Genomic DNA, 25,338 nt, shown 5'->3' on the forward strand with positions numbered 1-25,338 from the left:
TGAAATCCACATTGATCCCGGGGGAGACGGGTGTACCAGTCAGATGTTGACCGGGTACTCCGGTTCGGCGATCTGCGGCACGATGCGCTTCTCCACGAAGATCCCGTGCCACACCATGAAGATGAGCAGCGTCCACAGGCGACGGCTGTGATCCGATTTGCCTGCCCGATGGTCGTCGAGCATGGCGACGATGGCGGCCTTGTTCAGAAGGTGATCGGTCTGTGACTCGGCGATCTGCTGGTGAGCCCAGTCGAAGAGTTCGGTACCGCGCAGCCAGTGGCGAAGTGGCACCGGAAAACCGAGCTTGGCGCGGTGCAGCACATGACCGGGAACGATGCCTTCCAGCGCCTGGCGCAGCGCGTATTTGGTAGTGCTCTTGGTGATCTTTTGCTCCAACGGCAACTTCTCTGCCACGCGATAGACCTCGGAATCGAGGAACGGGACGCGCAGCTCGAGCGAGTTCGCCATGGTGATCTTGTCGGCCTTGACCAGAATGTCGCCGCGAAGCCAGGTGAACAGATCCAGATGCTGCATACGAGCCACGGGATCCCACCCCTGCGACTGCGCGTAGATGGGCGCGGTGACGTCCTGATGCGTCCACTCCGAACGGAACTCACGCAGCACCGATCGCAACTGCGCGTCGTTGAAGCTGCGTGCGTTGCCGTAGTAGCGCTCCTCGAGGGTCATCGATCCTCGGTGCAGCAAGCTCTTGCCGCGCGTGCCTTCGGGAATGCGCTCGCTCAACGATCCGGCTGCGCGGCGTAGAAATGCGGGTAGAGACTCGAACGGCTTCAACGACAGCGGCTCGCGGTAGATGGTGTAGCCGCCGAACAGTTCGTCCGCACCCTCTCCGGACAGCACGACCTTGACGTGTTTGCGAGCTTCTTTGGCGACGAAGTAGAGCGGTACGAGCGCCGGATCGGCCACCGGGTCGTCCAGGTACCAGACGATCTCGGGAATGGACGCCGCGAACTCTTCAGGTCCGACCACTTTCACGATGTGCCGAGCACCTATCGCGGCTGCCGACTCCGCTGCAACATCGACCTCGGAGTAACCCTCGCGCTCGAAGCCGGTCGTGAAGGTGATCAAGTTCGGATTGTGTCGAATCGCCAGTGCCGCGATGGCCGTGGAATCGATGCCGCCCGAGAGGAAGGAACCGACGGTCACGTCGGCTCGCATGTGCTTGGCGACCGAATCTTCGAGCGCCTCGGCAATCTCCTGGTAGCGAGCCTTCTCGCTGCCGGGAGCGAAAGGCTTCACCGGGAACTTCGGTGTGAAGTATCGAGTGATCTTCGGCGGCGTACCGGGGGAGAGGGTGGCGTAGCAACCCGACTCGAGCCGCCTGATCCCCGCGTGCAGCGTCTCCGGTTCCGGGACGTACTGAAGCACGGTGTAGTGCTCGATGGCCCGCGGGTCGAGGTCGAGCTCGACGCCCAGCAGCTCCATCAGTTCGAGAACGCTCTTCTTCTCACTGCCGAACGCCGTTCCACCCGGGCCCGTGGCGTAGAACAGCGGCTTGATGCCGAAGGGATCGCGCGCGATGAACATCTCGCGCGTCTCGGTGTCCCAGATGGCGAAGGCGAACATTCCTCGCAGACGTTGCACGGCGGCAGCGCCCCAGTAGTGGAATGCCGCAACGATCGATTCGCTGTCACCTTCGGTGGCGAATTCTGCACCGTGATCGCGCGCGAGCTCAGCACGCAACTCGAGGTAGTTGTAGATCTCGCCGTTGAACACCAACGCGTACCGGTCGGGTGAACCCGGAGGTCCCCACCGCATCGGCTGATGCGAGTGTTCGATGTCGATGAACGAGAGTCGATTGAAGCCGTACACGACGTCGTCGTCGTGCCAGGTGCCACCGGGCTCGTCCGGGCCTCGATGGCGCATGCAGTGAGTCGCCGAGCTCACCAGCTCGACGCCGGCGGCGGTCGTTCCGTGAGATGTCAGTACTCCGAGCAGTCCACACACAGCGTCTGCTACCTCTTCTCGCAGTTGGGGACAATGCCGGGGGCCGGATCTCCGCGTGTCGTCAGCGGGACGGTCGATCAGCAACCGAGTATGCCGCAGACACGCTCGAACCTAGGTAACGACCCAAGGGTGGCTCCGCGTCAGCTTTGGTCTACGCTGCGTAGTACTCGGGCATCTCCATGTGGAAGCCCTTATTCTTCAGTGGTGGGCAATCAGGAAGGCGTGAACGTGGCGCATAGTCGGATCCTTCGGCGAGCGGGGCTGACAGCATTTCTCGGTGTAGCCGCGTTGATGCTGTCGGGCTGTTCCATCAGCAGTGACAACGTACTCAATTTCGGTTTCGCCTCGGGCGTCACTCCGCAGGGACGACGCATCGGCGACCTGTGGACCTGGTCGGTCATCGCCGCCCTGGTCATGGGCATCGTCGTGTGGGTCCTGATCTTCTGGGTGGTGCTCTTCCACCGTAAGAAGAAGAGCTCCCCGGAGTTCCCGCGTCAGACCGCGTACAACGTTCCGCTCGAGCTGTTCTACACGGCGGTTCCGTTCGTGATCATCGCCGTGCTCTTCTACTTCACCGTCGTGGTGCAGAACTACGTCGACGAGAAGCAGGCTGATCCCGACGTCCAGGTCGACGTGACCGCATACCAGTGGAACTGGAAGTTCGGATACCGGACCATCGACCTCAAGGACGGTGCTGCCAAGTACGAGGGCACCGACGAAGAGGAGCAGGCCGCCGCAGAAGCCGCCGCAACTCCCGGTGAAGGTGCCGAGGGTAGCGAGGACGGCGAGTTCGTGCCCGGCGCGATCCACGGTGCCATTCCCCAGGATCTGTCCTACCTGCACTACAACAAGATCGAAACGGTCGGTTCCAGCGCCGAGATTCCGGTGCTCGTCCTTCCCACCGGAAAGCGCATCGAATTCGTGCTGGCATCCTCGGACGTCATCCACGGCTTCTGGGTTCCGGAGTTCTTGTTCAAGCGTGACGTTCTCCCCAACCCTGAGGAGAACCATTCCGACAACGTGTTCCAGATCAGCGAAATCGAGCGCGAAGGTTCGTTCGTCGGTCGATGCACGGAGATGTGCGGCACGTTCCACTCGATGATGAACTTCGAGGTTCGCGCCGTGTCCCCGGACAAGTTCGAGCAGTACATCGAGCTGCGCAAGCCGTTGTCCGAGGGTGGCGAAGCGCTGACCAACGCGCAGGCACTCGAAGCCATCGGCGAGAGCCCGCTCGCAACCAGCACCTCGCCGTTCGAGACCGATCGCACCGTCCGTACCGCCACCGTCGCCGAAGGCAACTGACCAAGGAAGCATGCTGATATGAAAATCGAAGCGAAGATCTTCGAGATCCTCACGGTCTTCTTCCTCCTGGTCGGCATCGTGTATGCGCTGTTCACAGGATTGAGCCGAACCGGCGTCGAGTGGGCAGGCGTCACGGCGATCTTCCTGTCGGTCGGCCTGACGCTGATCGTCGGAACGTACTTCCGATTCGTCGCTCGACGGCTCGACACTCGGCCCGAAGACTTCGACGACGCCGAGGTAAGTGACGGCGCAGGCGACCTGGGCTTCTTCAGCCCCGGCAGCTTCTGGCCGTTCGTGCTGGCCGTAGCGGCGTCGATCACCGCTCTGGGCTTTGCCTTCTTCCAGCCCTGGTTGATTGCTCTGGGCGTCGTGTGCGTCATCGCCTCGGCCGCTGGATTGGTCTTCGAGTACCACATCGGTGCCGAACGCCACTGACCTGTAGATACCCGGAAAGGGCCCCGATCGTTCACGAGAGCGATCGGGGCCCTTTTCTGTGCTGGGACGTGCACACCGGGGACATCGCTCGAGTGCAGGGGCATTCCGACCGGGTCAGCCGGCGGGGGGTCGAGTGCTTTTCGGCCAGAACTGTGGCGAGCTGACCGATGCGTTCGCGAGCTGCGGCTGGTGTGAGTACTTCGATTAGGAACCCTCTATGCCTGCACCGAACCTGTTCTTGATCGGCGTCCGGTAGACCCAGGCCGCCACCGCCTTCTACAGCGACCTGTTCGAGATCGAACCGACCTTCACGAGTCCCCACTATGTTGCTTTCGACGTTGCCCCCGGTGTACTGCTCGCGTTGTGGACGGGCTACGCCGAGCACTCTGTACCGAGCACACCCCGCATGAGCGAGATCGGACTTTTGGTGCCCGGCCCCTCGGAAGCAGTCGACGACATATTCACCGATTGGGTCGCGAAAGGAGTTGCCGTAGTGCAGAAGCCACACGAAGCCGTCTTCGGCCGCACTTTCGTGATCGCGGACCCCGCCGGCAACCTCATCAGGGTCTCGCCGATCGACTGAGAAGCACCATGCGTACCTACTGCGGGTCGGTGAGAGACCGGCCGCACCCCGAGGGCCGGTCTTTCATCATGGACTGGAACACATGAACGTCCCGGCAGACCACGGCGAGGATCCGAACCAGTCAGGACGCGTCTGCCTCCCGCCGGGTCGACGACGCATCCGTCGTGGATTCCAGCAATGCATCGAGTGAGATCTCCAACGCAGTGCACAGTGCGGCGACGGTAAAGAATGCCGGGGTTGCGATACGCCCGGTCTCGATTTTTCTGAGTGTTTCGACGGAAATGCCGGCGGCGTCGGAAACCTCGGTCATGGTCCGGCTGCCCCGGAAACGGCGCAAAGCTGTGCCCAAGCGAGCACCACGCGCGAGTTCACCGGGACTGAGTGGGATACGGACCATACACCGATACTAATACCGGTCGAGACCGACCGGGCCGATGCTCGTCACCGATGGGTCTGCGGGCTACCGGCAGGTGAGTGCCGGCTCCGAGTCGAGCATTTACCGCGCTCTGAATCGGCAGTCCTCGGGCGGGGGAGGGGAGTGGAGCCTGTGAGAGTTGCGGCCTCCGTTCACAGGACTCCCGCGGACCGATGGAGATCCAGCCGGATCGTCTCCGGACATATGTCGAGCGGGTAGCACCGCCACCACACGAAGAAGGGCGGCACCGTTGCCGGTGCCGCCCTTCAGCGGAATGCGTTGTCAGGACTCAGTGATCGCGATCGCTGTCCTGACGACCCGAAGAAATCGAGGTGTCTTCGTGCCCGTCGGCATGGCCGTTGCCGTTGGCGTGGCCATTGGAATGACCGTTGCCGTTGGCGTGACCGTTGCCGTTCGCATGGCCGTTGCCGTTGGTATGGCCGTTGCCGTTCGAGTGGCCATTGCCCAGAATGCCCGCCTGGTAGTTGCGAAGCATTGCCAGCTGCTCGTGCTCGCCCTTGTGGAGTGCATCCTCGAGGGCCTTGCTCTGCGCAACGGGGTCCGGGGTGAACAGTGAACCCGAGCCGGGCTTGCCGGCAGAACCGAGCTTGTTCATCTTCTTGGGGACCGCTGCACCCTGGTAATCGAGCGGGATCGGGTGACCGTGATCGTCGACCGGTCCGAGCGGCTGGTGGATTTCCACGTACTGGCCGTGCGGGAGTCGCTTGATGATTCCGGTTTCGATGCCGTGCTCGAGAACTGCCCGGTCGCTGCGCTGTAGGCCGATGCAGAACCGGTACGCGACGAAGTATGCGATCGGCGGAGCAATGAGCACTCCGATTCGACCGATCCACGTCATCGCATTGAGCGAGATGTCGAACTTGTACGCGATCAGGTCGTTGACGCACGAGAGCGTCAGAACGACGTAGAAGGCGATGGACATTGCGCCGATTGCAGTACGGACCGGCACGTCGCGGGGACGCTGCAGCAGGTTGTGGTGTGCGTTGTCTCCGGTGAGACGCTTCTCGATCCACGGGTAGGCAATCATCACGGTGAAGACGAGGCCCATGATCACGGCCACCCAGAAGACTGCAGGAATCGTGTAGCGACCAGCGATGTAGATGTCCCATGCCGGCCACAGACGCGCCAGGCCGTCGGTCCACATCATGTAGAAGTCGGGCTGCGAACCTGCGGACACCTGAGACGGGTTGTACGGACCGAGCGCCCAGATCGGGTTGATCTGCAGCAGTCCGCCCATGGCGGCGATCACGCCGAACGTCACAGCGAAGAACGCGCCGGACTTGACGGCGAAGACCGGGAGGATACGAACGCCGACGACGTTGGTTTCCGTACGACCGGGTCCGGGGAACTGCGTGTGCTTCTGGTACCAGACCAAAGCCAGGTGAGCTGCGATCAGCGCCAGGATGATGGCCGGTAGCAGCAGCACGTGCGCCACGTACAGGCGAGGAATGATGATCGTGCCGGGGAAGTCCCCGTCGAAGATCAACCAGTGCATCCAGGTGCCGACGATCGGGATGCTCATCGTGATTCCGGAGAACGCGGCGCGGAGGCCGGTGCCCGAGAGCAGATCGTCGGGGAGCGAGTATCCGAAGAAGCCCTCGAACATCGCCAGGATCAGCAGCAGGCAGCCGATGACCCAGTTGGCCTCACGGGGACGACGGAACGCACCGGTGAAGAAGATGCGCATCATGTGCACGATGATCGACGCGGCGAACATCAGTGCTGCCCAGTGGTGGATCTGGCGCATGAACAGACCGCCGCGCACCTCGAACGAGATGTCGAGTGCTGTCGCGTAGGCACGTGACATGGTCACGCCGTTCAGCGGGGTGTACGCGCCCTGGTAGACGACCTCGCTGAGCGAAGGATCGAAGAACAGGGTGAGGAAGACGCCGGAGATCAGCAGGATCACGAAGCTGTACAGCGCGATCTCACCGAGCAGGAACGACCAGTGGGTGGGGAACACCTTGTTGATCTGGCGGCGCAAACCTGGTGCCAAGTGGTAACGACTGTCTACGTCGTCCGCCTGCTTGGCGGCGAGGGTTTGCAGTGAAGGACTCATGAATCACGCTCCGGTCGACGTTCCCAGAAGGCGGGACCCAGTGCTTCGTGGAAGTCGTGCTGTGCCACTAGGTAACCCTCCTCGTTGACTGTGATGGGAAGCTGAGGCAGCGCGCGCGCAGCCGGTCCGAAGATCGGCTTGCCGTACTCGAGCGCGTTGAACTGCGACTGATGGCAAGGGCAGAGAATGCGGTTGGTCTGCTGCTCGAACAACGATGTCGGGCAACCCAGGTGCGTGCAGATCTTGGAGTAGGCGTAGTAATCGCCGTAGTTGTAGCTCTCCTGGCCCTTGCGCTTGATGACCGTGCTTGCGTCGTCGGGACGCAAACGGATGAGCATGACCGCGTTACGGATACCGCGGAGTGACATGAGCAGGTCGTGCTCGCTCTCGCGGTCCGCCTCGCGGAACGGGAAGACAGTTTCCATGGCACCAGCGTCCAAGTCCTCGGGCCGTACGAGAACAACATCTTCCGGTCGCCCGGTGTCTCGTCGGAGGTAGATCGTCTCTCCATCGTAGCGAGGCGTCCAGCCGGATACCCACAACGGAGAATCTTCGCCCTTGGCCCACGGATTCTTGATGAGGCCGCCGAGGGGGAGCAGTGCCATGACGCCGAGAGCGCCGCCGCCGAACAGAAGCGAACGCTTGATGACCTTGCGTCGTCCGATGGTCGACGTGTCGAGCGAATCGCCCAGCTCGGCGACCAGCGTCTTGCGGTCCGTTTCCGACGAACTTCCGTCGTGGCGGTCCTGGATGGAGACCTCTTCGGGGATGAACTTCTTGGTGAACTGCACGGCACCGACGCCGACGGCGAGGATCGCAAGACCCATCGTTCCGCCGATCAGCGGCGTGTACAGCGAGTACAGGTTGTAGTTGTCGTCACCGATGCCTGCGTACTGCCAAGGCCAGAAGAGGTAGACGCCGATGAACGCGACTGCCGACAGGCCGGCGATGGCAAACCAGATCGCCACGCTGCGCTCTGCGCGCTTCTCGGCGCGAGTACCTTCCACAGCCCAGCGATTGCGACGGAATGCGACATCCACACCGTCGAGATTGGTGCCGAGTTCGACCAACTCGTCCCGGCTGAGCGCTGCCAACTCCTCGTCGGTGTACTTCTTGTCGGGATTCACACCCTCGGCATTGGTGCCGTCGGTGTTGTCGGCGTCCTTACGGCCGGAATCGCCGTCGCTCATGATCTAGCTCCGATCCACAATGTTGCGCCGACGACAGCGGCGATTCCGACAACCCACAGGGCGATCATCTCGGTACCGGGACCGAAGCCACCGAGACCCCAGCCGCCTGCAGCCTTGGTTTCCTGGGCCGACTTGACGTAGGCGATGATGTCCGACTTCTCCTCGATCGTCAGCTGACGGTCGGAGAACTTGGGCATGTTCTGCGGACCGGTGACCATCGCGGTGTAGATCTCCTGCTCGTTGGCAGGCCCGAGGTCCGGCGCGAACTTGCCCGACGACAGTGCGCCGCCCTGGCCGGTGAAGTTGTGGCAGGACGCGCAGTTCAAGCGGAACAGCTCGCTGCCTCGGGCGATGTCGTCGCCGCGAAGCGACTCCTGCGCCACCTCACCGTTCTCGTCGAGAATGACCGTCGGGCCGCCGCCGTTGGCCTGGATGTAAGCACCGAGCGCGTCGATCTGCTTGTCGTCGAACTTCGGCGGCTTGCGCAGTGCCTGTGCCTCGTTGCGAACAGCCGGCATACGGCCACTCGACACCTGGAAGTAGACGGCAGCTTCACCGACACCGATGAGACTCGGTCCGCGATCCTGAACACCCTGCAAATTGGCACCGTGGCATGTCACGCACGACGTGTCGTAGAGCTGCTTGCCTTCGCGGATCAGCGCCGCCGAATCGGTGTCGGCTGTTGCAACCTGGGGTGTAGGCGTCAGGGCCGACGCGAGGAAACCCGCGCTCAGAAGGCCCATCATCAGAACGAGTGCACCGGTGACGCGTCGACGCGTCTTACGCTTGCGTCGCGCCTTCGAGGCCGAAGTGTCGTCGGTTGCTGCTGGGGGAGATGTACTCATCTTCTATCCCTTGTCGTGTCGGGACGGGCCGAACGTCGGGGGCTGAATCCGTTCGCTCGATATCTGTGGCTTGCTGACTGTCACTAGCGGATGAAGTAGATCGTCGCGAAGAGGGCAATCCAGACGATGTCGACGAAGTGCCAGTAATACGAAACGACGATGGCGGCGGTGGCCTGCGCGGGCGTGAACTTGCTGACCAGGGTTCTGGTGATCAGGAAGACGAAGGCGATGAGTCCGCCGATCACGTGCAAACCGTGGAAGCCGGTCGTGATGTAGAAGACCGAGCCGTACACGCTGCTCGAGAGCGTCGTGCCCTCGTGGACCAGGTGGTAGTACTCGTATCCCTGACCGGCGACGAAGAACGCGCCCATTGCCAGGGTGACGATGTACCACCGACGAAGCCCGAACACGTCGCCACGCTCGGCAGCGAACACGCCCAGCTGGCAGGTGAACGAAGAAGCGATCAGCACGGCCGTCACCGGAACAGCCAGCCCGAGGTTCAGCTCGGTCGGCTCCGGCGGCCAGTTTCCATTCGCCTGCGCGCGTGCGACGAAGTACATCGCAAACAGCCCGGCGAAGAACATGAGTTCACTCGACAGCCACACGATCGTGCCGACGCTGACCATATTGGGACGGTTCAGCGAGTGCACGCGTTGGGTGATTGCCGATCCTTGAGTCCCTACAGCGCTCGTCACAGAAAGAAGTATGACCCGTCGTAGTACGGAAGGCATATCCGGGTCCGGTCTTGGCGCGTCGCGGAGGAACGATTCCGAGCGCGCCCTTGTTCCCGCGCTGGTGGAAGGGCCTGTACGGGCCGGTAGGGTCCAGTCGTGCAAGGCTGGCCTCATGGCAAAGAGCAGTGCAGGTGGGTGGTTTCGGCGGTTGTTCTCGCGGTCGACCGCGGAACGTCTGGACCCCACGCGCGAGGATCTGGTGGTAGTGGCGAGCTGCTTCGACGACGCGCGGGCGTGCTCCGCCGTTCTCGACGAGGCGGCGAACACAGAACCCACGTGGATCGAGTCCTCCGAGGTGCTGTTGCGGCATCACCTCGTGCTGCCCGCGCACGAAGTCGACGATGCGGCAGCCGTCGCGGCGCAGGATGCGTACGAGGTCGGTCCGCAGGTCGAACTACCGGACGACACCGGGTATCGGCCGCAAGTCGATGACGGTGTCGCTCTGGTCCTGCAGCGGGTACAGGTGCTCGACGCGTTGCACTGTTCGCAGGAGAGGTCTCGCATGGCGGGTCTCGCGCAACGGCGTGGGGGAGCGGTACTGGGGTGGGATGCGCTGCAGCCCAACTCACCCGCCGACACGTCTGACTAAGCTTCCACCGCACCGCGCGCATCGACAGCAGAAGGGCACGGCACATCCACCATGACCGCAGGGACCAGTGACGAGCAGCCGCGAACGTGGCGTCGAATCCTCGGAGCGTTGACCACGCACGCCGACCTGTCGAGCGCCGATACCGGCTGGGTGATGGACGAGATCATGTCCGACAACGCCACAGCCGCTCAGATCGCTGCCTTCGGGGTGGCACTGAAGATGAAAGGCCCCACTCCCGCGGAACTGGAAGGTCTCGCCGACTCCATGCTCTCGCACGCATTTCTGGTCGAGACCGACCGTGACGCGGTGGACGTCGTCGGAACCGGCGGCGATGGTGCGGACACGGTGAACATCTCCACGATGGCCGCGATCGTCGTCGCTGCCAGCGGAATACGCGTCGTCAAACACGGTAACCGTGCAGCGTCGTCCAAGAGTGGTACGACCGATGTGCTCGAGGCACTGGGCGTGCGGGTCACCCTGGGGCCCGCCGGGGTGGCGTCGAGCGTCGAGCAGGTTGGGATCGGGTTCTGCTTCGCGCCGATCCACCACCCCGCACTTCGGTTCTCCGGTCCGGCGCGCAAGGAGATCGGCATTCCGACGATCTTCAATGTGCTGGGCCCTTTGACCAACCCGGGCCGCCCACGCGCCGGACTGATCGGCTGCGCATTCGAGAATCTGGTGCCCGTCGTCGCCGGCGTGTTCGCTCGACGCGGTAGTTCGGCTCTCGTCGTCCGTGGTGACGACGGGCTCGACGAAATCACCCTGTCCACCACGACCACCGTGCACGTGGTGTCCGACGGGACTGTCACCGTCGACTCGATCGACCCGGCCGATTACGGAATCGCTCGGGCACCCATCGAGGCCCTCCGAGGCGGGGACGCGAAATTCAATGCAGCAGTGGCACATCGCGTGTTCGCAGGCGAACACGGACCCGTCCGTGACGCCGTGCTACTCAACGCCGCCGCGGCCATGGCCGCGCATCGAGGAGTCTCAAGAAACCTGCACGAGCAAATCGAAGCCGGAATGGCAACTGCGGCAACGGTTGTCGACAACGGTTCCGCGGCCCGCCTGCTTGCCGACTGGGCACGCTGCACCACCGCGCTGGCCGACTGAATCACACCGAACTACTCGCCGATCGAGAATCCTGCATCGACGTCGGCACTCGAATACGACTGAAACGCAATGTGAGTCGTCGTACTGCGAACACCACGAACACGATTGATGTGCTTGGTGATGACCTCGGCTATCGACGCATGATCACGCACCTTGACGATGGCAATCAGATCGACGTCGCCGGCGCACGAATACACCTCCGACACACCGTCCACATCGGCAACGGCCTGCGCCGTCTCCGGAATCAGATCGGCTTCGGCGTCGATCAAGACGATGGCATTGATCATCTGTGCTCCTCACGCATCTCCGGGCTCACACACGACGCGAGCTCGACCCAACCGAGACAACACTAGTTGCTCGGCCGACTCCACTCTCGCTTCATCGGTCGTTCCGCGGACTCCACTCCTGCCTCATCGGTCGTTCCGCGGGCTCCACTCCTGCCTCATCGGTCGTTCCGCTGGCTCCACTCCTGCCTCATCGGTCGTTCCGCGGGCTCCACTCCTGCCGCGTTGCTTCTCGGGCCGTTCGACACCACTCCTCCCACGAACCCGCAGACCGAGCAGGGCTGCAGTAGCCACTGCTGGTGCGAACGATGCGCACTCCGTCCGTGTGGAGCCACGACGCGATCAGGCTCACCTCTTCCGGCGGCGCACCGCGAAGTGGCGTCGCATCGGGCATCACCGTCTCGGCCGACGCCGTGATCGCATCGACGACGGGCATCGGGTGCACTCCTCGCGGCGCGACGGCCGCCCCGGCCAAGCGGCCGAAGCGCACCACCATCAGCTCCCAACCACCGTCGGCTGTTCGCCTGGCCGCCACGAGCTCGGCGATGGCCGCAACGGCGGCCGCCCGGTGCATCCTGCGAAGCACGTTCACCGTCACCGCGATTCGATCGCGGAGACGCGCGGCTGTCTCGAACAGTTCACGGTCCGCGAGTTCGGCGACGCGGCGTCGCATCGCGAACAGCAGCTCGTCGTCGTGTCCACACACGAACGCCAGAAATTTCGCCGGGGCACCCGAGTACTCCTCGGCCGTCAGGGGCCCGGAGAACGCAGCTGGGCAGCCACCGACGTCCGTCGCGGTGCACTCGTCACCGTGTCGAACCGCGCGGCCCAACCGGCGGGTGCATGTACGAAGTCGACAGAATTCTGCGGCGAGGGCGGAGGCCTCCGCCGCGTCCGCCCGAACAGCGAACGGTCCGAGGCTGTTGGGTGCGGGAGTGCGCACGATCGACAGACGCGGAAACGCTTCGTCGGTGAGGGTGACCCACCACCCTTTGCGGGGAAACTTCGATCGGCGGTTGTAAGGCGGGACGTGAGCCGAGAGCAGCCGTAATTCGCGGACTCCTGCCTCGAGTGCGTGCGCACATTCGACGTGGTCCACGCGAGTGGCGAGCGAGACCATCTCCTTCATTCGCCCACGTGTCTCGGAACCGGTGAAGTAGTTGCGCACCCGACGCTTGAGGTTGTTCGAGGTGCCTACGTACAGGACCTCGTCCGACGGTCCTCGGAAGAGGTAGACGCCGGGTGTATCGGGCAGGTGTGCGGCCAGGCCGCGTTTGGCTCGTTGCCCCGCCGACACCGCAGGGAGGTAGTCGACCAGTTCCGCGTAACTGTGTACGCCCTGGTTGCCCACTCGTTCGATCAGGCCGTGCAACACGTCCACCGTGGCACGCGCGTCGTCCAATGCTCGGTGAGTCGGCCGAGTGCTGGATCTGAACAACGTCGACAGGGCGGACAGTTTCACCGAGGGTGCCTCGTCGCGCGTGAGCACTCGCCGGGCGAGTTTGACCGTGCAGAGCACCTGGAAGCGGGGCCAGGCGATGTCGAGTCGACTCGCTGCGGCCTTGAGAAATCCCGTGTCGAACCCGGCGTTGTGTGCCACCAGTACCGATCCGCGAGCGAACTCGAGAAAGCCGGGGAGAACGCGTTCGATGCGGGGAGCCCCGATAAGCATCGCCGTCGTGATGCCGGTCAACTCGACGATGTAGGGCGGGATCGATCTGCCCGGGTCGACGAGGGTAGCGAATTCGCCGATGATCTCGCCGCCTCTGACCTTGACTGCCCCGATTTCGGTGATCGCCTCCGTGTCAGCGCTGCCACCAGTGGTTTCGAGGTCGACGACGACGAACGTGGTGGCGTGAAGCGGGGTGTCGAGTTCGTCGAACGTCAGCTGGATCGGCAGGCTCACTGCGACGACGTTAGGGCCGACCTCCGACAAGAACGCCGAACACGGCGTCGGAGGGCATCGTGTCGGTCGGTGCCGATTGTCGAGTCGCGGAACCTGTCGGTGGCTGGCGCTACCTTTCGTTCGATCGGCCGATTACACCGTCCGACGCGACAAAGAGACAAGGATCACAATGATCATCGACTGCAGTGACTGCCTGGTTCGTGACATCGCCTGCGCCGACTGCGTTGTGACGGTGCTTCTGGGGGCTCCCGGGATGCCCGCGAGATCGGATGGGCAGTGGGTCGGTTCACCGTCTCGTATCACCCTCGAGCAGGAAGAACTCGGTGCCATGGGAGTGCTCGCCGACGTCGGTATGGTGCCCGCGCTCAAGCTCGTCGTGAACGACGACGGCACCGCGGATGTTCCCCTGTTATCGACTCGTGACACACCGGGCGATCAACGCGCCGGGTAGCGAGAACACGGCCCAATTCGGTCCGTTCGGCGCGTTGGGGTCGACACAGGGGTATGCCATTTCGTAACCTTCCTGAGACCTTGCGGAGTCTTGCCAGTCCAAACCGGAGTGGCGTCGCAAGTCACCGCCTAATCGATCACTCGCGAGAGTGTTCGTACCGGGAACCCGATATTTACTGGGGTGAATCCCGCCGAGTCACCGATGGTGGCCGGTGGGTAGGGCTGCTCTTCCCAGCCCGAACCCGTCAGCTAACTCGGTCGGCGGACGAGTGGAAGAAACGGAGCACCATCTTTCGTGGCGTCACAACTTTCCAACCGAACATTGCGGCGAGCTCTCGTAGCCGGAGCGCTCACGGCAGGCGTGGTGATTCTCCCCGCTGCACCGGCAATGGCGGCCCCAGTCACCATCCCCGGCGTCGGAACCTTCGAGATTCCTGACATCCCGGGTCTCCCTCCCCTCAACATTCCGGGCGTGCCCGCTCCGGGTGCGCCCCTTGCCCCGCAGGTCACCCCGGCTGCCAAGGCCGTCCAGGCGGCGGAGTCCAAGATCGGCGCTCCGTACGTGTACGGCGCATCGGGTCCGGATTCGTTCGACTGCTCGGGCCTGATCCAGTGGGCCTACAAGCAGGCCGGCGTCAGCCTGCCCCGTACGAGCTACGACCAGGCAGCCGCGGGCACTCCGGTCTCGCGGGACAGCCTGATGCCCGGCGACGTCGTCTCGTTCTACGGCGGCTCGCACTCGGGTATGTACATCGGCGACGGCAACGTCGTGCACGCATCCACGTCCGGCGTGCCGGTCAAGGTTGCTCCCGTGGACTCCATGCCGTTCGACGGTGCTCGACGCTACTGAGCCGAGTGCTCCGACCGGAGTTGTGTACCGACCGACAGGGTCGATCCGTTTCGACGGTTCGGCCCTGTTGTCGTTTCCAGGGACGGTTTCCGGGCGACACGCCGGTACGGTGGACAGCAGAGCGTCCAGTTCGTAATCTGATCGAGACCTCTCCGACGTTTGGTTTGTGATCTGTCACGTGCAGACTGCGTCGATTTCGGACCGTGTTCACGTCCGCGCCCAGCTGAGCATGGGTATCGTTCGGTTCCGGTCACTTTTTCCAACCGCCACTCCAGCTGGAATGGCATATGTCAGGACGGAGAGTCGCTTTCCGTGGCGATATCGAGAACCACCCGAGTTCTACGACTAGTAGGTAGCTCGGTGACCACAGCCGTTGCGGCCGCGTGCATCATGGTGGTGCCGATCACGACGGCGAGCGCCGATCCGGGGTTCGGCTCGGCTTCCGACGCGCAGGCGAAGCTGGCGGAGCTGTCCAGAGAGTCGGAACAGACCAATGAGTCGCTGCACAACGCGCAGATCGATCTCGACGCTCGGGCTCGCGAGCAGCTCGATGCGCAGACCGCCGTCGATGCCAGTCGGGCGGCCCTCGACGCCGCCCAGTCGCAGCTGGCGCAGCTCAAACCCGCCATGGACAAGGTGGCCAATGTCAACTACCAGGGCGCTCGCACCAACCGGTTGTTCGCGGTCATGGTCAGCGACTCCCCGCAACAGTTGCTCGACCAAATGTCGGCCCTCGATGTCATCTCCGCCGAGACAGCCGGCCAGGTAGCTCGGTTCCAGCAGGCCAGCGCGGATGCATCCGCGGCAGAGCAGGCCGCCGCGACCGCCGCAGAACAGGCCAGAGTCGCCGCCGAGCAGGCCAAAGCGGTCAGCGACGATCTGCAGGCGAAGCAGAGTGAACTTCAGGGCCAGATCGCCGAAGTCATGGCCGCGTACAGCGCGCTTTCCTCGTCCGAGCAGCTGGCCCTCGCGGGATCGGCGCTTCCCGAAGGTTTCGACCCCTCCACGATTCTGAAGAACTTGACGCCGGGCTCCGGTTCCAGCGCGTTGCAAGCCGGTCTCACACAGATCGGCAAGCCGTACGTCTGGGGAGCGACCGGCCCCGACGGTTTCGACTGCTCCGGGTTGGTCGTCTGGGCCTACAAGCAGGTCGGAAAGACGTTGCCGCGGTCGAGTCAGGCTCAGGCTGCCGGCGGAACTCCCGTCGATCAGAAGGATCTGCAGCCGGGAGACGTCGTTCTGTTCTACCCGGACGCATCACACGTCGGTATCTACGCCGGTAACGGCAACGTTCTGCATGCCTCCACCTTCGGGGTACCGGTGAAGGTCCAGTCGATGGCGTCGTTCCCGTTCTATGGGGCCCGTCGATACTGACTGTGCCGCGAACGACGACTGACGCCTGAATGAGCGGTACGGAACGGCCGTCCGTTGTCCACGCGCTCACCGCGTCGGGGCGGGCGCGATGGGCGGCAGTCCTGGTCGTTCTGGCAGTGGCGTCGACGCTGCTGCTGGTTCATCGTCACGACGGTCCTGCATCGGGAGCGGCGACATCGAGCGCGTCGACTTCGTCCGATCCGTCGGCCTCCCAGAATCCGCCGACCTACGACGAGCAGCGCCGCGCCGAAGTGACCGAGCTGCTCGAGCGCTGGGCGGCTGCCCTCCGTTCCGGCGACGAATCGGCGCTGCGTGGGTTGCTCGACCCCCTCGCGGATCCGACGTTCGTGGATGCGCAGGTTCGCCGGGCGACTGTCGTTCCGACGGTTCCTTTCTCGGACTTCGACTACGAGATCGGTGACGAACCCGAGACCCCCGTGCCGTCGTCGATTGCCGAGCAGCTGGATGCCACCGATGTGTGGGCTCCACCGGTGTACCTGCGGTATGCCGTGCAGGGCCCGGATGCCTCGCCGACCCGCCGGCCGGTTTCGCTGGTGGTCGCCGAACGCGACGGCCAGTGGCGACTGGTCGACGACGCCGACTTGCCGACCTACCGTCGCCACACCTGGCGCGGTCCGTGGGATTTCGGGCCCGTGACGGTGCGCTCGGTCGCCACTGCATCCGGCACGTCGGTGGTGTTGGGACATCCCGACCGTGAGCAGTTCGTGGCAGATGTGGCCGCCGAGCTGCCCGCGGCGACCGCTGCGGTCACCGACTTCTGGGGAGCCGACTGGGCCCGGGACGGACTGGTGTTCGTCAGTTCGACGGCCGAGGAGTTCGACGAATCGACGGGGTCCTCGCCCTCGACGGACGTGGCCGCAGTGACCGTGTCCGACGCCGTGGCCGGCGGGTCGCGTCCGACGGGTCAGCGCGTGGTGTTCGGTCCCGATGCCGCGTCGCGGCTGACTCCGTTCACTCTTCGTTCGGTGCTTCGGCACGAGTTGACGCATGTGGCGGCGCGGGCGAAGACGGCGGAAGGCACCGCGTTGTGGGTGGCGGAGGGTTTCGCCGACTACTCCGGGTATCGCAGTTCCGGTGGCGACTTCCGGCAGCTGGCACCTACTCTGGCATCGATCGTGGCTGCCGGTGGCCCGCCGACCGTGTTGCCGAAAGACGAGGATTTCGGTGCAGGCGGCACCCGCTCCAACGTGGCCTACGAGTCAGCCTGGTCGGTTTTCGCGTTCGTGGCCGACCGGTACGGCGAGTCCACGTTGCGCAGGTTCTACGAGGCGCTGGCGGCCGGACCCGGGTCGGACGGAGTCGTCGACGCAGCGATCACCTCGGTCCTTAGTTCGAGCCGAACCCGGTTCGTCGCGGAGTGGGGCAACTGGGTGGCCGCTCGGTCACGCTGACCCGGACGTGCGCGTCGTCGACACGAGCTGTCCGATCGGGAGCGCTACGGTTGTCGTCATGCGTCGGACTCTTCTGGTGACGAACGACTTTCCGCCCCGGCCGGGCGGAATCCAGTCCTACTTGCACAGCTTCGCCTCGCAGTTGCCCGCCGACGAGCTCGTGGTCTACGCGCCGCGGTGGCGTGGTGATTCGCACGTGAAGTTCGATGCGAAACAACCCTTCGAGGTCATCAGGCATCCGACCACGTTGATGCTGCCTACTCCGTTGGTGGCTCGCCGCGCAGCGCGCATCGTGAAGACCCGAGGGTGCGACTCGGTGTGGTTCGGTGCCGCGGCCCCGTTGGCGGTGATGTCGTCACACCTGCGCAAAGCCGGGGCGGATCGCATCGTGGCGAGCACACACGGCCACGAGGTGGGGTGGTCGATGGTGCCCGGTGGTCGCGCGACGCTGCGCACCATCGGGGAGAACACCGATGTGGTGACCTACGTGAGCAAGTACACGCGGAGCCGATTCAGCTCGGCGTTCGGGGCGTCGGCGGCACTCGAGCATCTGCCGCCGGGGGTCGACACCGATCGCTTCGTGCCCGACGATGCCGCGAGGACGGAGTTACGTGCTCGGTACGGCCTCGGTGACCGACCGACGGTTCTGTGTCTGTCGCGGCTGGTGCCGCGTAAGGGCCAGGACTTTCTGATCCGGGCGCTACCGGAGATCCGGCGCACGGTGGACGGGGCGGTTCTGGTGATCGTCGGCGGCGGTCCGTACGAGAACACGTTGCGCGAACTGGTTCGTTCCACCGGGATGGAGCAGCACGTGGTGTTCACCGGGACGGTGCCGTCTGCGGAACTGGCTGCCCATCACACGATTGCCGACGTGTTCGCGATGCCGAGCCGCACCCGAGGCGCGGGCCTCGACGTCGAGGGGCTCGGAATCGTCTACCTCGAGGCGTCGGCCTGTGGCGTTCCGGTGGTTGCCGGGATGTCGGGAGGCGCTCCGGAAGCTGTGCAGCACAACAAGACCGGGCTTGTCGTCGACGGGACTTCGGTGTCGTCCATCGCCGACGCGATCGTGACGATCCTGTCCGATCGAACACTGGCGACGCAGATGGGCAACGCCGGTCGGGCATGGGTCGACGCGGAATGGCGCTGGGACGTGCTGACGGAGAAACTGCGGTCGCTGATCTGACCGGGCGGTCCGCTCGCACCACGGCTCACGCCACGCGTGTCACCTCGCGTAGATCGCCTCGATCTCGTCGGCGTACGCCTTGGTGATGACATTGCGCTTGAGCTTCATCGTCGGCGTCAATTCGCCGCTCTCCTCCGAGAAGTCGTGGGGGAGCAGGCGGTACTTCTTGATGGATTCCGCGTGTGAGACCGACTTGTTGGCATCGGCGACGGCGGCGTCGATCTCGGCGACGAGATCGGGGTCGGCCTGCAGATCCGCTGCGGTGGCGTCGGAGTCCTTGCCGTGTGCGGACTTCCACTTGTCGAACGCATCCGGATCGAGGGTGATGAGGGCACCGATGAAGGGCTTCTGGTCACCGACCACCACGGCCTGACTGATCAGTGCTCCGGCACGAAGGTGATCTTCGAGGCCCGCGGGTGAGACGTTCTTGCCGCCGGCGGTGACGATCAGTTCCTTCTTGCGGCCGGAGATCGTGATGTATCCCTCCTCGTCGACGGATCCGAGATCGCCGGTGCGGAACCACCCGTCGTCGAGGGATTCCGCGGTCGCCTTCTCGTTTCGCCAATATCCGTCGAACACAACGGGTCCGCGTAGTTGGATCTCACCGTCGCCGGCGATGCGGACGGTGTTCCCGGGTAGCGGGCGTCCGACGCTGCCCACACGTTGGAATCCGATGGTGTTCACCGCGAACGCCGCAGTGGTTTCGGTCAGGCCGTAGCCCTCGTAGATGGTCACGCCGATGCCGCGGTAGAAGTGGCCGAGTCGCGCTCCCAGTGGTGCGCCGCCCGAGATGGCGAGTTCGCACTTGCCGCCGAGAGCGGTCCGCAGCTTCGCGTAGACCAGCTTGTCGAACACGAAATGCTTGGCGCGCAACACGATCGATGGGCCACCGGAATCCTGCGCCTGGCTCCACGCCACTGCGCACTCGGTCGCGAGATCGAAGATCTTGCCCTTGCCGTCGCTGTGTGCCTTCTGCTTCGCAGTGTTGAAGACCTTCTCGAACACGCGCGGCACGGACAGAATGAAGTCCGGTCGAAATGTCCCGAAGGTCGCGACCAGGTTGGGAATGTCGTTGGTGTGGCCGAGGGTGACTCCGGCATCGAACGACGCGATACTCACCGCGCGAGCGAGGACGTGCGCCATCGGCAGGAACATCAACGTACTGCGGCCCTGTGTCAGAAGAGCTTTCAACGACGTCTGGCGAATGCCGCGAGATTCCGCAAGGAGGTTCGCATGCGTCAATTGCACACCTTTGGGGCGGCCGGTAGTGCCCGAGGTGTAGATCAACGTGGCCGGATCGGACGAGCGAAGTGTCGAGACTCGTTCGTGCACAACGTCTTCGGAGACGTCCGCGCCGTTGTCGATCAGAGCCTGCACTGCGCCCGTGCCGGAAGCGTTGTCGATCAGAGCCTGCACTGCGCCCGTGCCGGAAGCGTTGTCGATCACGAACGTTCGACGTACCGACGGCGCCGCAGCTACGACGGCTTCTGTCTCCCGTACGTGCGCGTCGTTCTCGAGGACCAACAGAACCGGCTCGGCGTCTTCGAGAATCCACTCGACCTGGCCCGCCGACGACGTCTCGTAGATCGGCACGGTCACTCCGCCCGCGGCCCAGACCGCGTAGTCGATGACCGACCACTCGAATCGCGTGGACGACATGAGCGCGACGCGATCGCCCTGCTCGATACCTGCCGCGACGAGGCCCCTGGCCACGTCGACGACCAGTCGCTCGAATTCTGCGGCACCGACATCGGTCCATCGGCCGTCGTCGAGCCGACGGAACACCACGGCATCCGGCGACGTCCGAGCGCGGGCGAAGACGCTGTCGACAGCCGAGTCGGTGTCCGCGATGTCGTACTCGGCGGAAACAGTGAACTCGCGCACGGGATTACCTCCGGATCGAACGGGTTGGAGAAAGTCGATAGCTCGGCTTCACAGATACTCTAGACCCGGGGCGCGCGGTCCCGAATGTGCCTCGGCGGTCCTGGTCTCGGACCCGATATGTGAAGCTCTGACGATGAGCAGTATTCAAGTTGCGGATCAGACATTCGTGGCAGCGCCCGGTGCGGCGGTGGCGCAGGCGTTCGTCTCGCCGGAGCGGTGGCGGCGGTGGTGGCCGGACCTGTCGCTGACCGTGACCGAGGATCGCGGCGAGAAGGGCATTCGGTGGTCGGTCCGCGGCGGCGTCGTCGGAACGATGGAGCTGTGGCTCGAGCCCGTACTCGACGGCGTGATCGTCCACTACTTCCTGCACGCCGAGCCGGCCTCAGCAAGTGAGTCGGCCACCGAGCAGCATGCGCGTCGGGTGGCCGGCCGCGCCATGACCTTCCAGCTGAAGCGGGAGCTCGAGGCCGGGAGGTCAGCGGGCGAGGCACCCCACCACGTAGCGTCGAGTTCAGCTCCCGAATGAACCGCGCGGTACGGTCGGCCGGTTCGCGTTGTGCGTCGGCGGTTCGATCGTGTGAGATAGGCCTGCCGCGGGTTACACAGCAGGCAGCGAACGAAGCGGATCGAAGTACCCGAGAGGAAGCGGACCAGTAGTCATGGCGGAGAAAACCCAGAGGTCGATCGTCGTCGAAGCCCCACCGAGTCGGGTCATGGACGTCATCGCCGATTTCGACGCGTATCCCACGTGGGTGTCCGCCGCGAAGTCCGTCGAGGTCCTCGAAGTCGGTGCGGACGGACGGGGAAAGCGGGTCAAGTTCGTGCTCGACGCCGGAATGGTGAAAGACACGTACGAACTCGAGTACGACTGGGCCGCGGACGGCAATTCGGTGTCGTGGAATCTCGTCTCGGGCGAAATGCAGAAATCTCAGAACGGGTCGTACTCGCTGCGTGAGACCGGCAACGGCACCGACGTGACGTACGAGCTCACGGTCGATCTGAACATTCCGATGATCGGCCTGTTCAAGCGCAAAGCAGAGAAGGTCATCACCGACACTGCGCTCAAGGAATTGAAGAAGCGGGTCGAAGGCTGACCGACGCTCGCCCCGAACCCCGCACCACGGTATCGCTGTTCATCGGCAAAGGTGGCGCGGGGAAGACCACCCTGGCGTCTGCGTCGGGTCTTGCGCTCGCGGCCTCGGGCCAAGAGGTGCTGATCGCCTCCCTCGACCAGGCGCACTCGCTCCGCGACGCCCTCGGCGCAGAAGGTGACACCGACGAGGACTCGGGCATCGGAGCGGTTGCTCCGAACCTGGACGTCGTCGAGATCGATACCTCGCGGCTGCTCGAAGAGCGGTACCGCGGTTTGGGTTCGATGCTGTCGGTGGCTTCGGCAGGCCACGAACACGGCGTGAGTTTCGGCGCGATCGAGCCGGAGGAGCTGATGGGGTTCCCGGGTATCGAGGAGCTGTTGGGATTGCACGAGGTGTCCCGGCTCGTCGACGAAGGTCGTTGGGACACAGTGATAGTCGATCTTCCGGCATCGGGGGATGCGCTGCGAACCCTGCAGCTGCCCGACACCGTCTCGTCCTATTTCGAGCGCGTGTGGCCGCGCCACGATCGCATGGTCGCCGGCACCGGAACCGACGTGCGGCTCACGCTCGTGGTGGCCATGATCGAGCGGATCCTCGGACAGATCGAATCGGTCCGGGCGCTGATCACCGATCCCGACCGGACCGGGGCAACCGTGGTCCTGACCCCCGAGCACCTGTCCATCGTCGACGCCGAACGCACGCTCTCCGCAGCGGCTCTGTTCGGCGTTCGCGTCGACCGACTGCTGGTGAACCGGATGCTCCCGGCTCTCAATTCTTCGTCGATCGGTCTGGTCGGAGCTCATCCTGCGGTGTTCTGGTTCGAGCGATGGCGGGCCGCGCAGCTCGACGCCTTGGCCGAACTCCGAGGACGCGTCGGCGCGGTTCCGATCGTGGAGGTGGAGCACTGTGAAGTGGAACCGGTAGGGTTGGGCCCCTTGCAGGATGTGGCCGAGCACCTGGCACCGCACTCCCTCGAACGACGTGCGTCGAGCCCGGCCGGTCGACCGTCGGTCGAACTCGAGTCGGGGAGCGGACTCGAATCCGTGTACGCGATGAGAATGCTTCTGCCGGTGGTCGATTCGACCACCTTGGGTCTGGGGCGAGTGGAGGACGACTTGATAGTGAGTGCCGACGGTAGGCGGCGACGCGTCACGTTGGCGTCGGTGTTGCGTCGGTGTATTGCCGATTCTGCGGAACTCGACGGCCCGTTCCTGGTGGTGCGTTTCCGACCCGACCCCGATGTGTGGCCGCTGTGAGCGGCCGAGCCATGACCGTAAGAGCTGTGAGCGGAGAGACGCTGTGACGGCCGGGCATTCGGAGTTGGGCGCGGACCTGCTGGCGTTGGCCGACACCGTCCTGACACGTCTCGAGCCCATCCTGCGCCGAGTTGCCGAGACACAGCAGGACCGCGATCAGCAGGGCTGCAGCTGGTGCCCGGTGTGTGCGCTCGCGGCGTTGGTGCGCGGTGAACGGCACGATCTCGTCGAACTCGTTGCCTCGGAAGGGGCCGTCGTCGTCGCACTGCTACGCCAGTTGTTGATCGACCACACCGCGCCGGGCACCGAACACGCCGCTGGGGGTAGCAGCGAGCCAGGTACCGAGTCGACCGCGTCCGCTGCCGACCGGGTCGACGCCGACGCGGACGTGTCGGAGGACACCTCTGCGCCGTCCGTTCGTCGACCGGCGTTCGTACCGATTACCGTTCGGGTCAAGGAGTGACCATCGCCGTGGGGGGACGGCCGAGGAAGGCATGAACGAATGAAGCGTCATCATCAGCGATTGACGGTCGGGATCGACGTGGGCGGCACGAGCCTGCGCGCCTCGGTTGTCGACGCGGACGGTCAGGTGCTCGACTCGACCGCAGCACCCACGCCCCACACTGCTCGTGCACTCGAGCGTGGTCTCGACCGCGCCGTGCAGGAGCTGGCCGGCAGGCACGACATCGCTGCCGTCGGTCTGGCGGTGGCGGGTTTCATCGATTCCGACCGCACGACGGTCCGGTTCGCTCCGCACCTGCCGTGGGTCGACACGCCGGTCGCAACCGAGATGAGCGAACGCATCGGACTACCGGTCCTGCTCGAACACGACGCCAACTCCGCCGCATGGGCGGAATACCGTTTCGGAGCGGCATCGGGTGGCCGCAACGTGGTGATGGTGGCGATCGGAACGGGAATCGGTGCGGCGCTGCTGATCGACGGCCGAATCTATCGAGGGAGCCACGGGGTGGCACCCGAACTCGGTCACATTCAGGTGGTGCCCGACGGACGCGCGTGTCCCTGCGGCAAACGCGGGTGCTGGGAACGGTATTGCAGCGGTACTGCACTGGTGGATACGGCGGTGGAGTTGTTGGCCGCAGACCCGTCGTCCTCGACGAGGTTGGCGCGCGAGGTCTTCCTCGATCCCGGCTCGTTGACCGGGCGTCGGATCGCGAGCGCCGCGCACGACGGCGACTCGATCGGCCGACGCACCATGGAGGATTTCGCACACTGGCTCGGCGTCGGACTCTCGATGGTCAGCGATGTGTACGACCCCGACCTGATCGTGTTGGCCGGCGGTGTGGCCACTTCGTCGAGCCAATTCCTCGCTCGTGCCACGGACAAGTACGCCGAGCTCGTCACCGGCGCGGGGCATCGCCCGCTGGCACGGATTCGCAGCACCGAACTGGGCGAGGCCGCGGGGATGATCGGTGCGGCCGAGCTCGCGCGAGCACAGTTCGTCACCACCGCACGATGACGGTCCGGACCGACGCCGTGTGATGTCGCACGACGACTGCTCGTCGATGTGGCTGGTGTCATAAACCCTGGGTACAGTTCACTACGCGGCACGGTTCGAGAACGCACGGCCGCAGTCGGTTCGCCCCGCGCGAGCCGGCACACCAACGATTGCCGACCATGATCAGGGAGCACGTCAATGTGGTACTGGCTGTTCAAATACATCATCGTGGGGCCCCTGCTCATTGCCCTGGGTCGGCCCACGATCGAGGGTGCGGAGAACATTCCGACGCACGGCCCGGTGATCCTGGCCAGCAACCACAAAGCGGTTCTCGATTCGTTCTATCTTCCGCTCAAGACCCCGCGGCGCATCACCTTCCTCGCCAAGAGTGAGTACTTCACCGGCTCGGGTCTCAAGGGTGCGTTCCAGAAGTGGTTCTTCACCGCGGTGGGTCAGGTGCCCATCGACCGCACCGGAGCCGACGCGGCACAGGACGCACTGAACGCCGGGGCCCGCGTGATCGAAGCCGGCAAGGTGCTCGGTATCTACCCCGAAGGCACCCGGTCGCCGGACGGCCGGCTCTACAAGGGCAAGACCGGAATGGCGCGCCTGGCATTGCAGACCGGCGTTCAGGTGGTGCCGGTCGCCATGATCGGCACCGAGAAGATGAACCCGATCGGTTCGCGCGTGTGGCGTCCGGCAAAGGTCACCATTCGCGTCGGCAAGCCCATCGACTTCTCCCGGTTCGAGGGAATGGCAGGCAACCGATTCGTCGAGCGCGCCGTCACCGACGAGGTGATGTACGACCTGATGCTGCTCTCGGGCCAGGAATACGTCGACGTGTACGCGGCCTCGCTGAAGAAGGTTGCGACACCCGAAGATTCGGCTCCGTCCGCGCGCCGTATCCCCGACTCGAAGGCCAGTTGACGACGGCG

At 64.4% G+C, this 25,338-nt stretch carries 24 protein-coding genes, 1 pseudogene and 1 riboswitch; of the genes and pseudogenes, 16 read left to right on the top strand and 9 right to left on the bottom strand.

Annotation, left to right across the window (positions count from 1 at the left end; translation table 11 throughout):
• Positions 1-39: 39 nt before the first annotated feature.
• Positions 40-1,968, bottom strand: coding sequence for an asparagine synthase (glutamine-hydrolyzing) (gene asnB / locus CH266_RS19575; protein ID WP_094715976.1), 1,929 nt, complete (start codon positions 1,966-1,968; stop codon positions 40-42).
• A 222-nt stretch (positions 1,969-2,190) separates the two neighbouring features.
• Between asnB and ctaC the strand changes: the two genes are divergently transcribed.
• The 3 genes and pseudogenes from ctaC to CH266_RS26060 form a co-directional block, all read left to right on the top strand.
• Entirely contained in the window at positions 2,191-3,270 is a 1,080-nt protein-coding gene (gene ctaC, locus CH266_RS19580) for an aa3-type cytochrome oxidase subunit II (protein ID WP_027497387.1), read from the top strand.
• 18 nt (positions 3,271-3,288) lie between these two features.
• Complete coding sequence (locus CH266_RS19585; RefSeq protein WP_027497386.1) at positions 3,289-3,705, top strand: cytochrome c oxidase subunit 4; 417 nt, start codon at positions 3,289-3,291, stop codon at positions 3,703-3,705.
• Positions 3,706-3,976: 271 nt separating this feature from the next.
• Positions 3,977-4,288: pseudogene (locus CH266_RS26060) on the top strand (VOC family protein); the annotation flags it as partial.
• Between the two features lie 121 nt (positions 4,289-4,409).
• On the opposite strand, the gene CH266_RS19595 reads toward CH266_RS26060, so the two are convergent.
• From CH266_RS19595 to ctaE, 5 genes are all read right to left on the bottom strand, one after another.
• Positions 4,410-4,685: a helix-turn-helix domain-containing protein gene (locus CH266_RS19595; RefSeq protein WP_094715977.1), complete on the bottom strand. Its 276-nt coding sequence runs from the start codon at positions 4,683-4,685 to the stop codon at positions 4,410-4,412.
• Positions 4,686-4,992: 307 nt separating this feature from the next.
• Positions 4,993-6,783, bottom strand: coding sequence for a cytochrome bc1 complex cytochrome b subunit (gene qcrB / locus CH266_RS19600; protein ID WP_094715978.1), 1,791 nt, complete (start codon positions 6,781-6,783; stop codon positions 4,993-4,995).
• A complete protein-coding gene (gene qcrA, locus CH266_RS19605; RefSeq protein WP_230074373.1) occupies positions 6,780-7,973 on the bottom strand; it encodes a cytochrome bc1 complex Rieske iron-sulfur subunit in 1,194 nt (397 codons plus the stop codon). Before qcrA ends, qcrB begins: the two co-directional genes overlap by 4 nt.
• The gene (gene qcrC / locus CH266_RS19610) at positions 7,970-8,818 is read right to left on the bottom strand and encodes a cytochrome bc1 complex diheme cytochrome c subunit (RefSeq protein WP_027497381.1); all 849 of its coding nucleotides are present in this window, start codon (positions 8,816-8,818) and stop codon (positions 7,970-7,972) included. The genes qcrA and qcrC overlap by 4 nt, the downstream gene beginning before the upstream one ends.
• Before the next feature lie 83 nt (positions 8,819-8,901).
• A complete protein-coding gene (ctaE, locus tag CH266_RS19615) occupies positions 8,902-9,513 on the bottom strand; it encodes an aa3-type cytochrome oxidase subunit III (RefSeq protein ID WP_027497380.1) in 612 nt (203 codons plus the stop codon).
• 151 nt (positions 9,514-9,664) lie between these two features.
• Between ctaE and CH266_RS19620 the strand changes: the two genes are divergently transcribed.
• Complete coding sequence (locus CH266_RS19620; protein WP_094715979.1) at positions 9,665-10,141, top strand: hypothetical protein; 477 nt, start codon at positions 9,665-9,667, stop codon at positions 10,139-10,141.
• A 51-nt stretch (positions 10,142-10,192) separates the two neighbouring features.
• Positions 10,193-11,254, top strand: a complete 1,062-nt coding sequence (gene trpD / locus CH266_RS19625; protein WP_094715980.1) for an anthranilate phosphoribosyltransferase — start codon at positions 10,193-10,195, stop codon at positions 11,252-11,254.
• Positions 11,255-11,265: 11 nt separating this feature from the next.
• Here trpD and CH266_RS19630 read toward each other — a convergent pair whose 3' ends face one another.
• Both CH266_RS19630 and CH266_RS19635 read right to left on the bottom strand, forming a co-directional pair.
• On the bottom strand, positions 11,266-11,541 hold the full coding sequence (locus CH266_RS19630; protein ID WP_032370294.1) for an Lrp/AsnC family transcriptional regulator: 276 nt from the start codon (positions 11,539-11,541) through the stop codon (positions 11,266-11,268).
• 187 nt (positions 11,542-11,728) lie between these two features.
• Complete coding sequence (locus tag CH266_RS19635; RefSeq protein WP_032374363.1) at positions 11,729-13,444, bottom strand: DEDD exonuclease domain-containing protein; 1,716 nt, start codon at positions 13,442-13,444, stop codon at positions 11,729-11,731.
• A 169-nt stretch (positions 13,445-13,613) separates the two neighbouring features.
• On the opposite strand from CH266_RS19635, the gene CH266_RS19640 reads away from it, so the two are divergent.
• From CH266_RS19640 to CH266_RS19660, 5 genes are all read left to right on the top strand, one after another.
• The gene (locus tag CH266_RS19640; protein WP_032384652.1) at positions 13,614-13,895 is read left to right on the top strand and encodes a hypothetical protein; all 282 of its coding nucleotides are present in this window, start codon (positions 13,614-13,616) and stop codon (positions 13,893-13,895) included.
• A gap of 115 nt (positions 13,896-14,010) precedes the next feature.
• A riboswitch (cyclic di-AMP (ydaO/yuaA leader) is annotated at positions 14,011-14,173 on the top strand.
• Between the two features lie 16 nt (positions 14,174-14,189).
• The gene (locus CH266_RS19645; protein WP_176457144.1) at positions 14,190-14,744 is read left to right on the top strand and encodes a C40 family peptidase; all 555 of its coding nucleotides are present in this window, start codon (positions 14,190-14,192) and stop codon (positions 14,742-14,744) included.
• Positions 14,745-15,134: 390 nt separating this feature from the next.
• The gene (locus CH266_RS19650) at positions 15,135-16,118 is read left to right on the top strand and encodes a C40 family peptidase (protein ID WP_080729233.1); all 984 of its coding nucleotides are present in this window, start codon (positions 15,135-15,137) and stop codon (positions 16,116-16,118) included.
• A 29-nt stretch (positions 16,119-16,147) separates the two neighbouring features.
• Positions 16,148-17,530, top strand: coding sequence for a hypothetical protein (locus CH266_RS19655; protein ID WP_094715982.1), 1,383 nt, complete (start codon positions 16,148-16,150; stop codon positions 17,528-17,530).
• 58 nt (positions 17,531-17,588) lie between these two features.
• Positions 17,589-18,713 (top strand): glycosyltransferase family 4 protein, encoded by a 1,125-nt coding sequence (locus CH266_RS19660; RefSeq protein WP_094715983.1) that lies wholly within the window; start codon positions 17,589-17,591, stop codon positions 18,711-18,713.
• A 39-nt stretch (positions 18,714-18,752) separates the two neighbouring features.
• Here CH266_RS19660 and CH266_RS19665 read toward each other — a convergent pair whose 3' ends face one another.
• The gene (locus tag CH266_RS19665; protein ID WP_094715984.1) at positions 18,753-20,597 is read right to left on the bottom strand and encodes an AMP-dependent synthetase/ligase; all 1,845 of its coding nucleotides are present in this window, start codon (positions 20,595-20,597) and stop codon (positions 18,753-18,755) included.
• 133 nt (positions 20,598-20,730) lie between these two features.
• On the opposite strand from CH266_RS19665, the gene CH266_RS19670 reads away from it, so the two are divergent.
• The 6 genes from CH266_RS19670 to CH266_RS19695 all read left to right on the top strand — a co-directional run bounded on the left by CH266_RS19670 (position 20,731) and on the right by CH266_RS19695 (position 25,330).
• Complete coding sequence (locus tag CH266_RS19670; protein WP_094715985.1) at positions 20,731-21,123, top strand: polyketide cyclase / dehydrase and lipid transport; 393 nt, start codon at positions 20,731-20,733, stop codon at positions 21,121-21,123.
• A gap of 133 nt (positions 21,124-21,256) precedes the next feature.
• Entirely contained in the window at positions 21,257-21,691 is a 435-nt protein-coding gene (locus CH266_RS19675) for an SRPBCC family protein (RefSeq protein ID WP_027497370.1), read from the top strand.
• Positions 21,692-21,732: 41 nt separating this feature from the next.
• Positions 21,733-22,947 carry an ArsA family ATPase gene (locus CH266_RS19680; protein WP_255175976.1) on the top strand — a complete coding sequence of 405 codons (1,215 nt, stop codon included), beginning with the start codon at positions 21,733-21,735 and terminating at the stop codon, positions 22,945-22,947.
• A 43-nt stretch (positions 22,948-22,990) separates the two neighbouring features.
• The gene (locus CH266_RS19685) at positions 22,991-23,410 is read left to right on the top strand and encodes a hypothetical protein (RefSeq protein WP_032374360.1); all 420 of its coding nucleotides are present in this window, start codon (positions 22,991-22,993) and stop codon (positions 23,408-23,410) included.
• Between the two features lie 39 nt (positions 23,411-23,449).
• Positions 23,450-24,424: an ROK family protein gene (locus tag CH266_RS19690; protein WP_027497367.1), complete on the top strand. Its 975-nt coding sequence runs from the start codon at positions 23,450-23,452 to the stop codon at positions 24,422-24,424.
• Positions 24,425-24,601: 177 nt separating this feature from the next.
• Positions 24,602-25,330 carry a lysophospholipid acyltransferase family protein gene (locus tag CH266_RS19695; protein ID WP_032374359.1) on the top strand — a complete coding sequence of 243 codons (729 nt, stop codon included), beginning with the start codon at positions 24,602-24,604 and terminating at the stop codon, positions 25,328-25,330.
• Positions 25,331-25,338: the final 8 nt, after the last annotated feature.

Origin of the sequence: Rhodococcus sp. 06-1474-1B, assembly GCF_002258885.1 — a bacterium.
Lineage (GTDB): Bacteria > Actinomycetota > Actinomycetes > Mycobacteriales > Mycobacteriaceae > Rhodococcoides > Rhodococcoides fascians.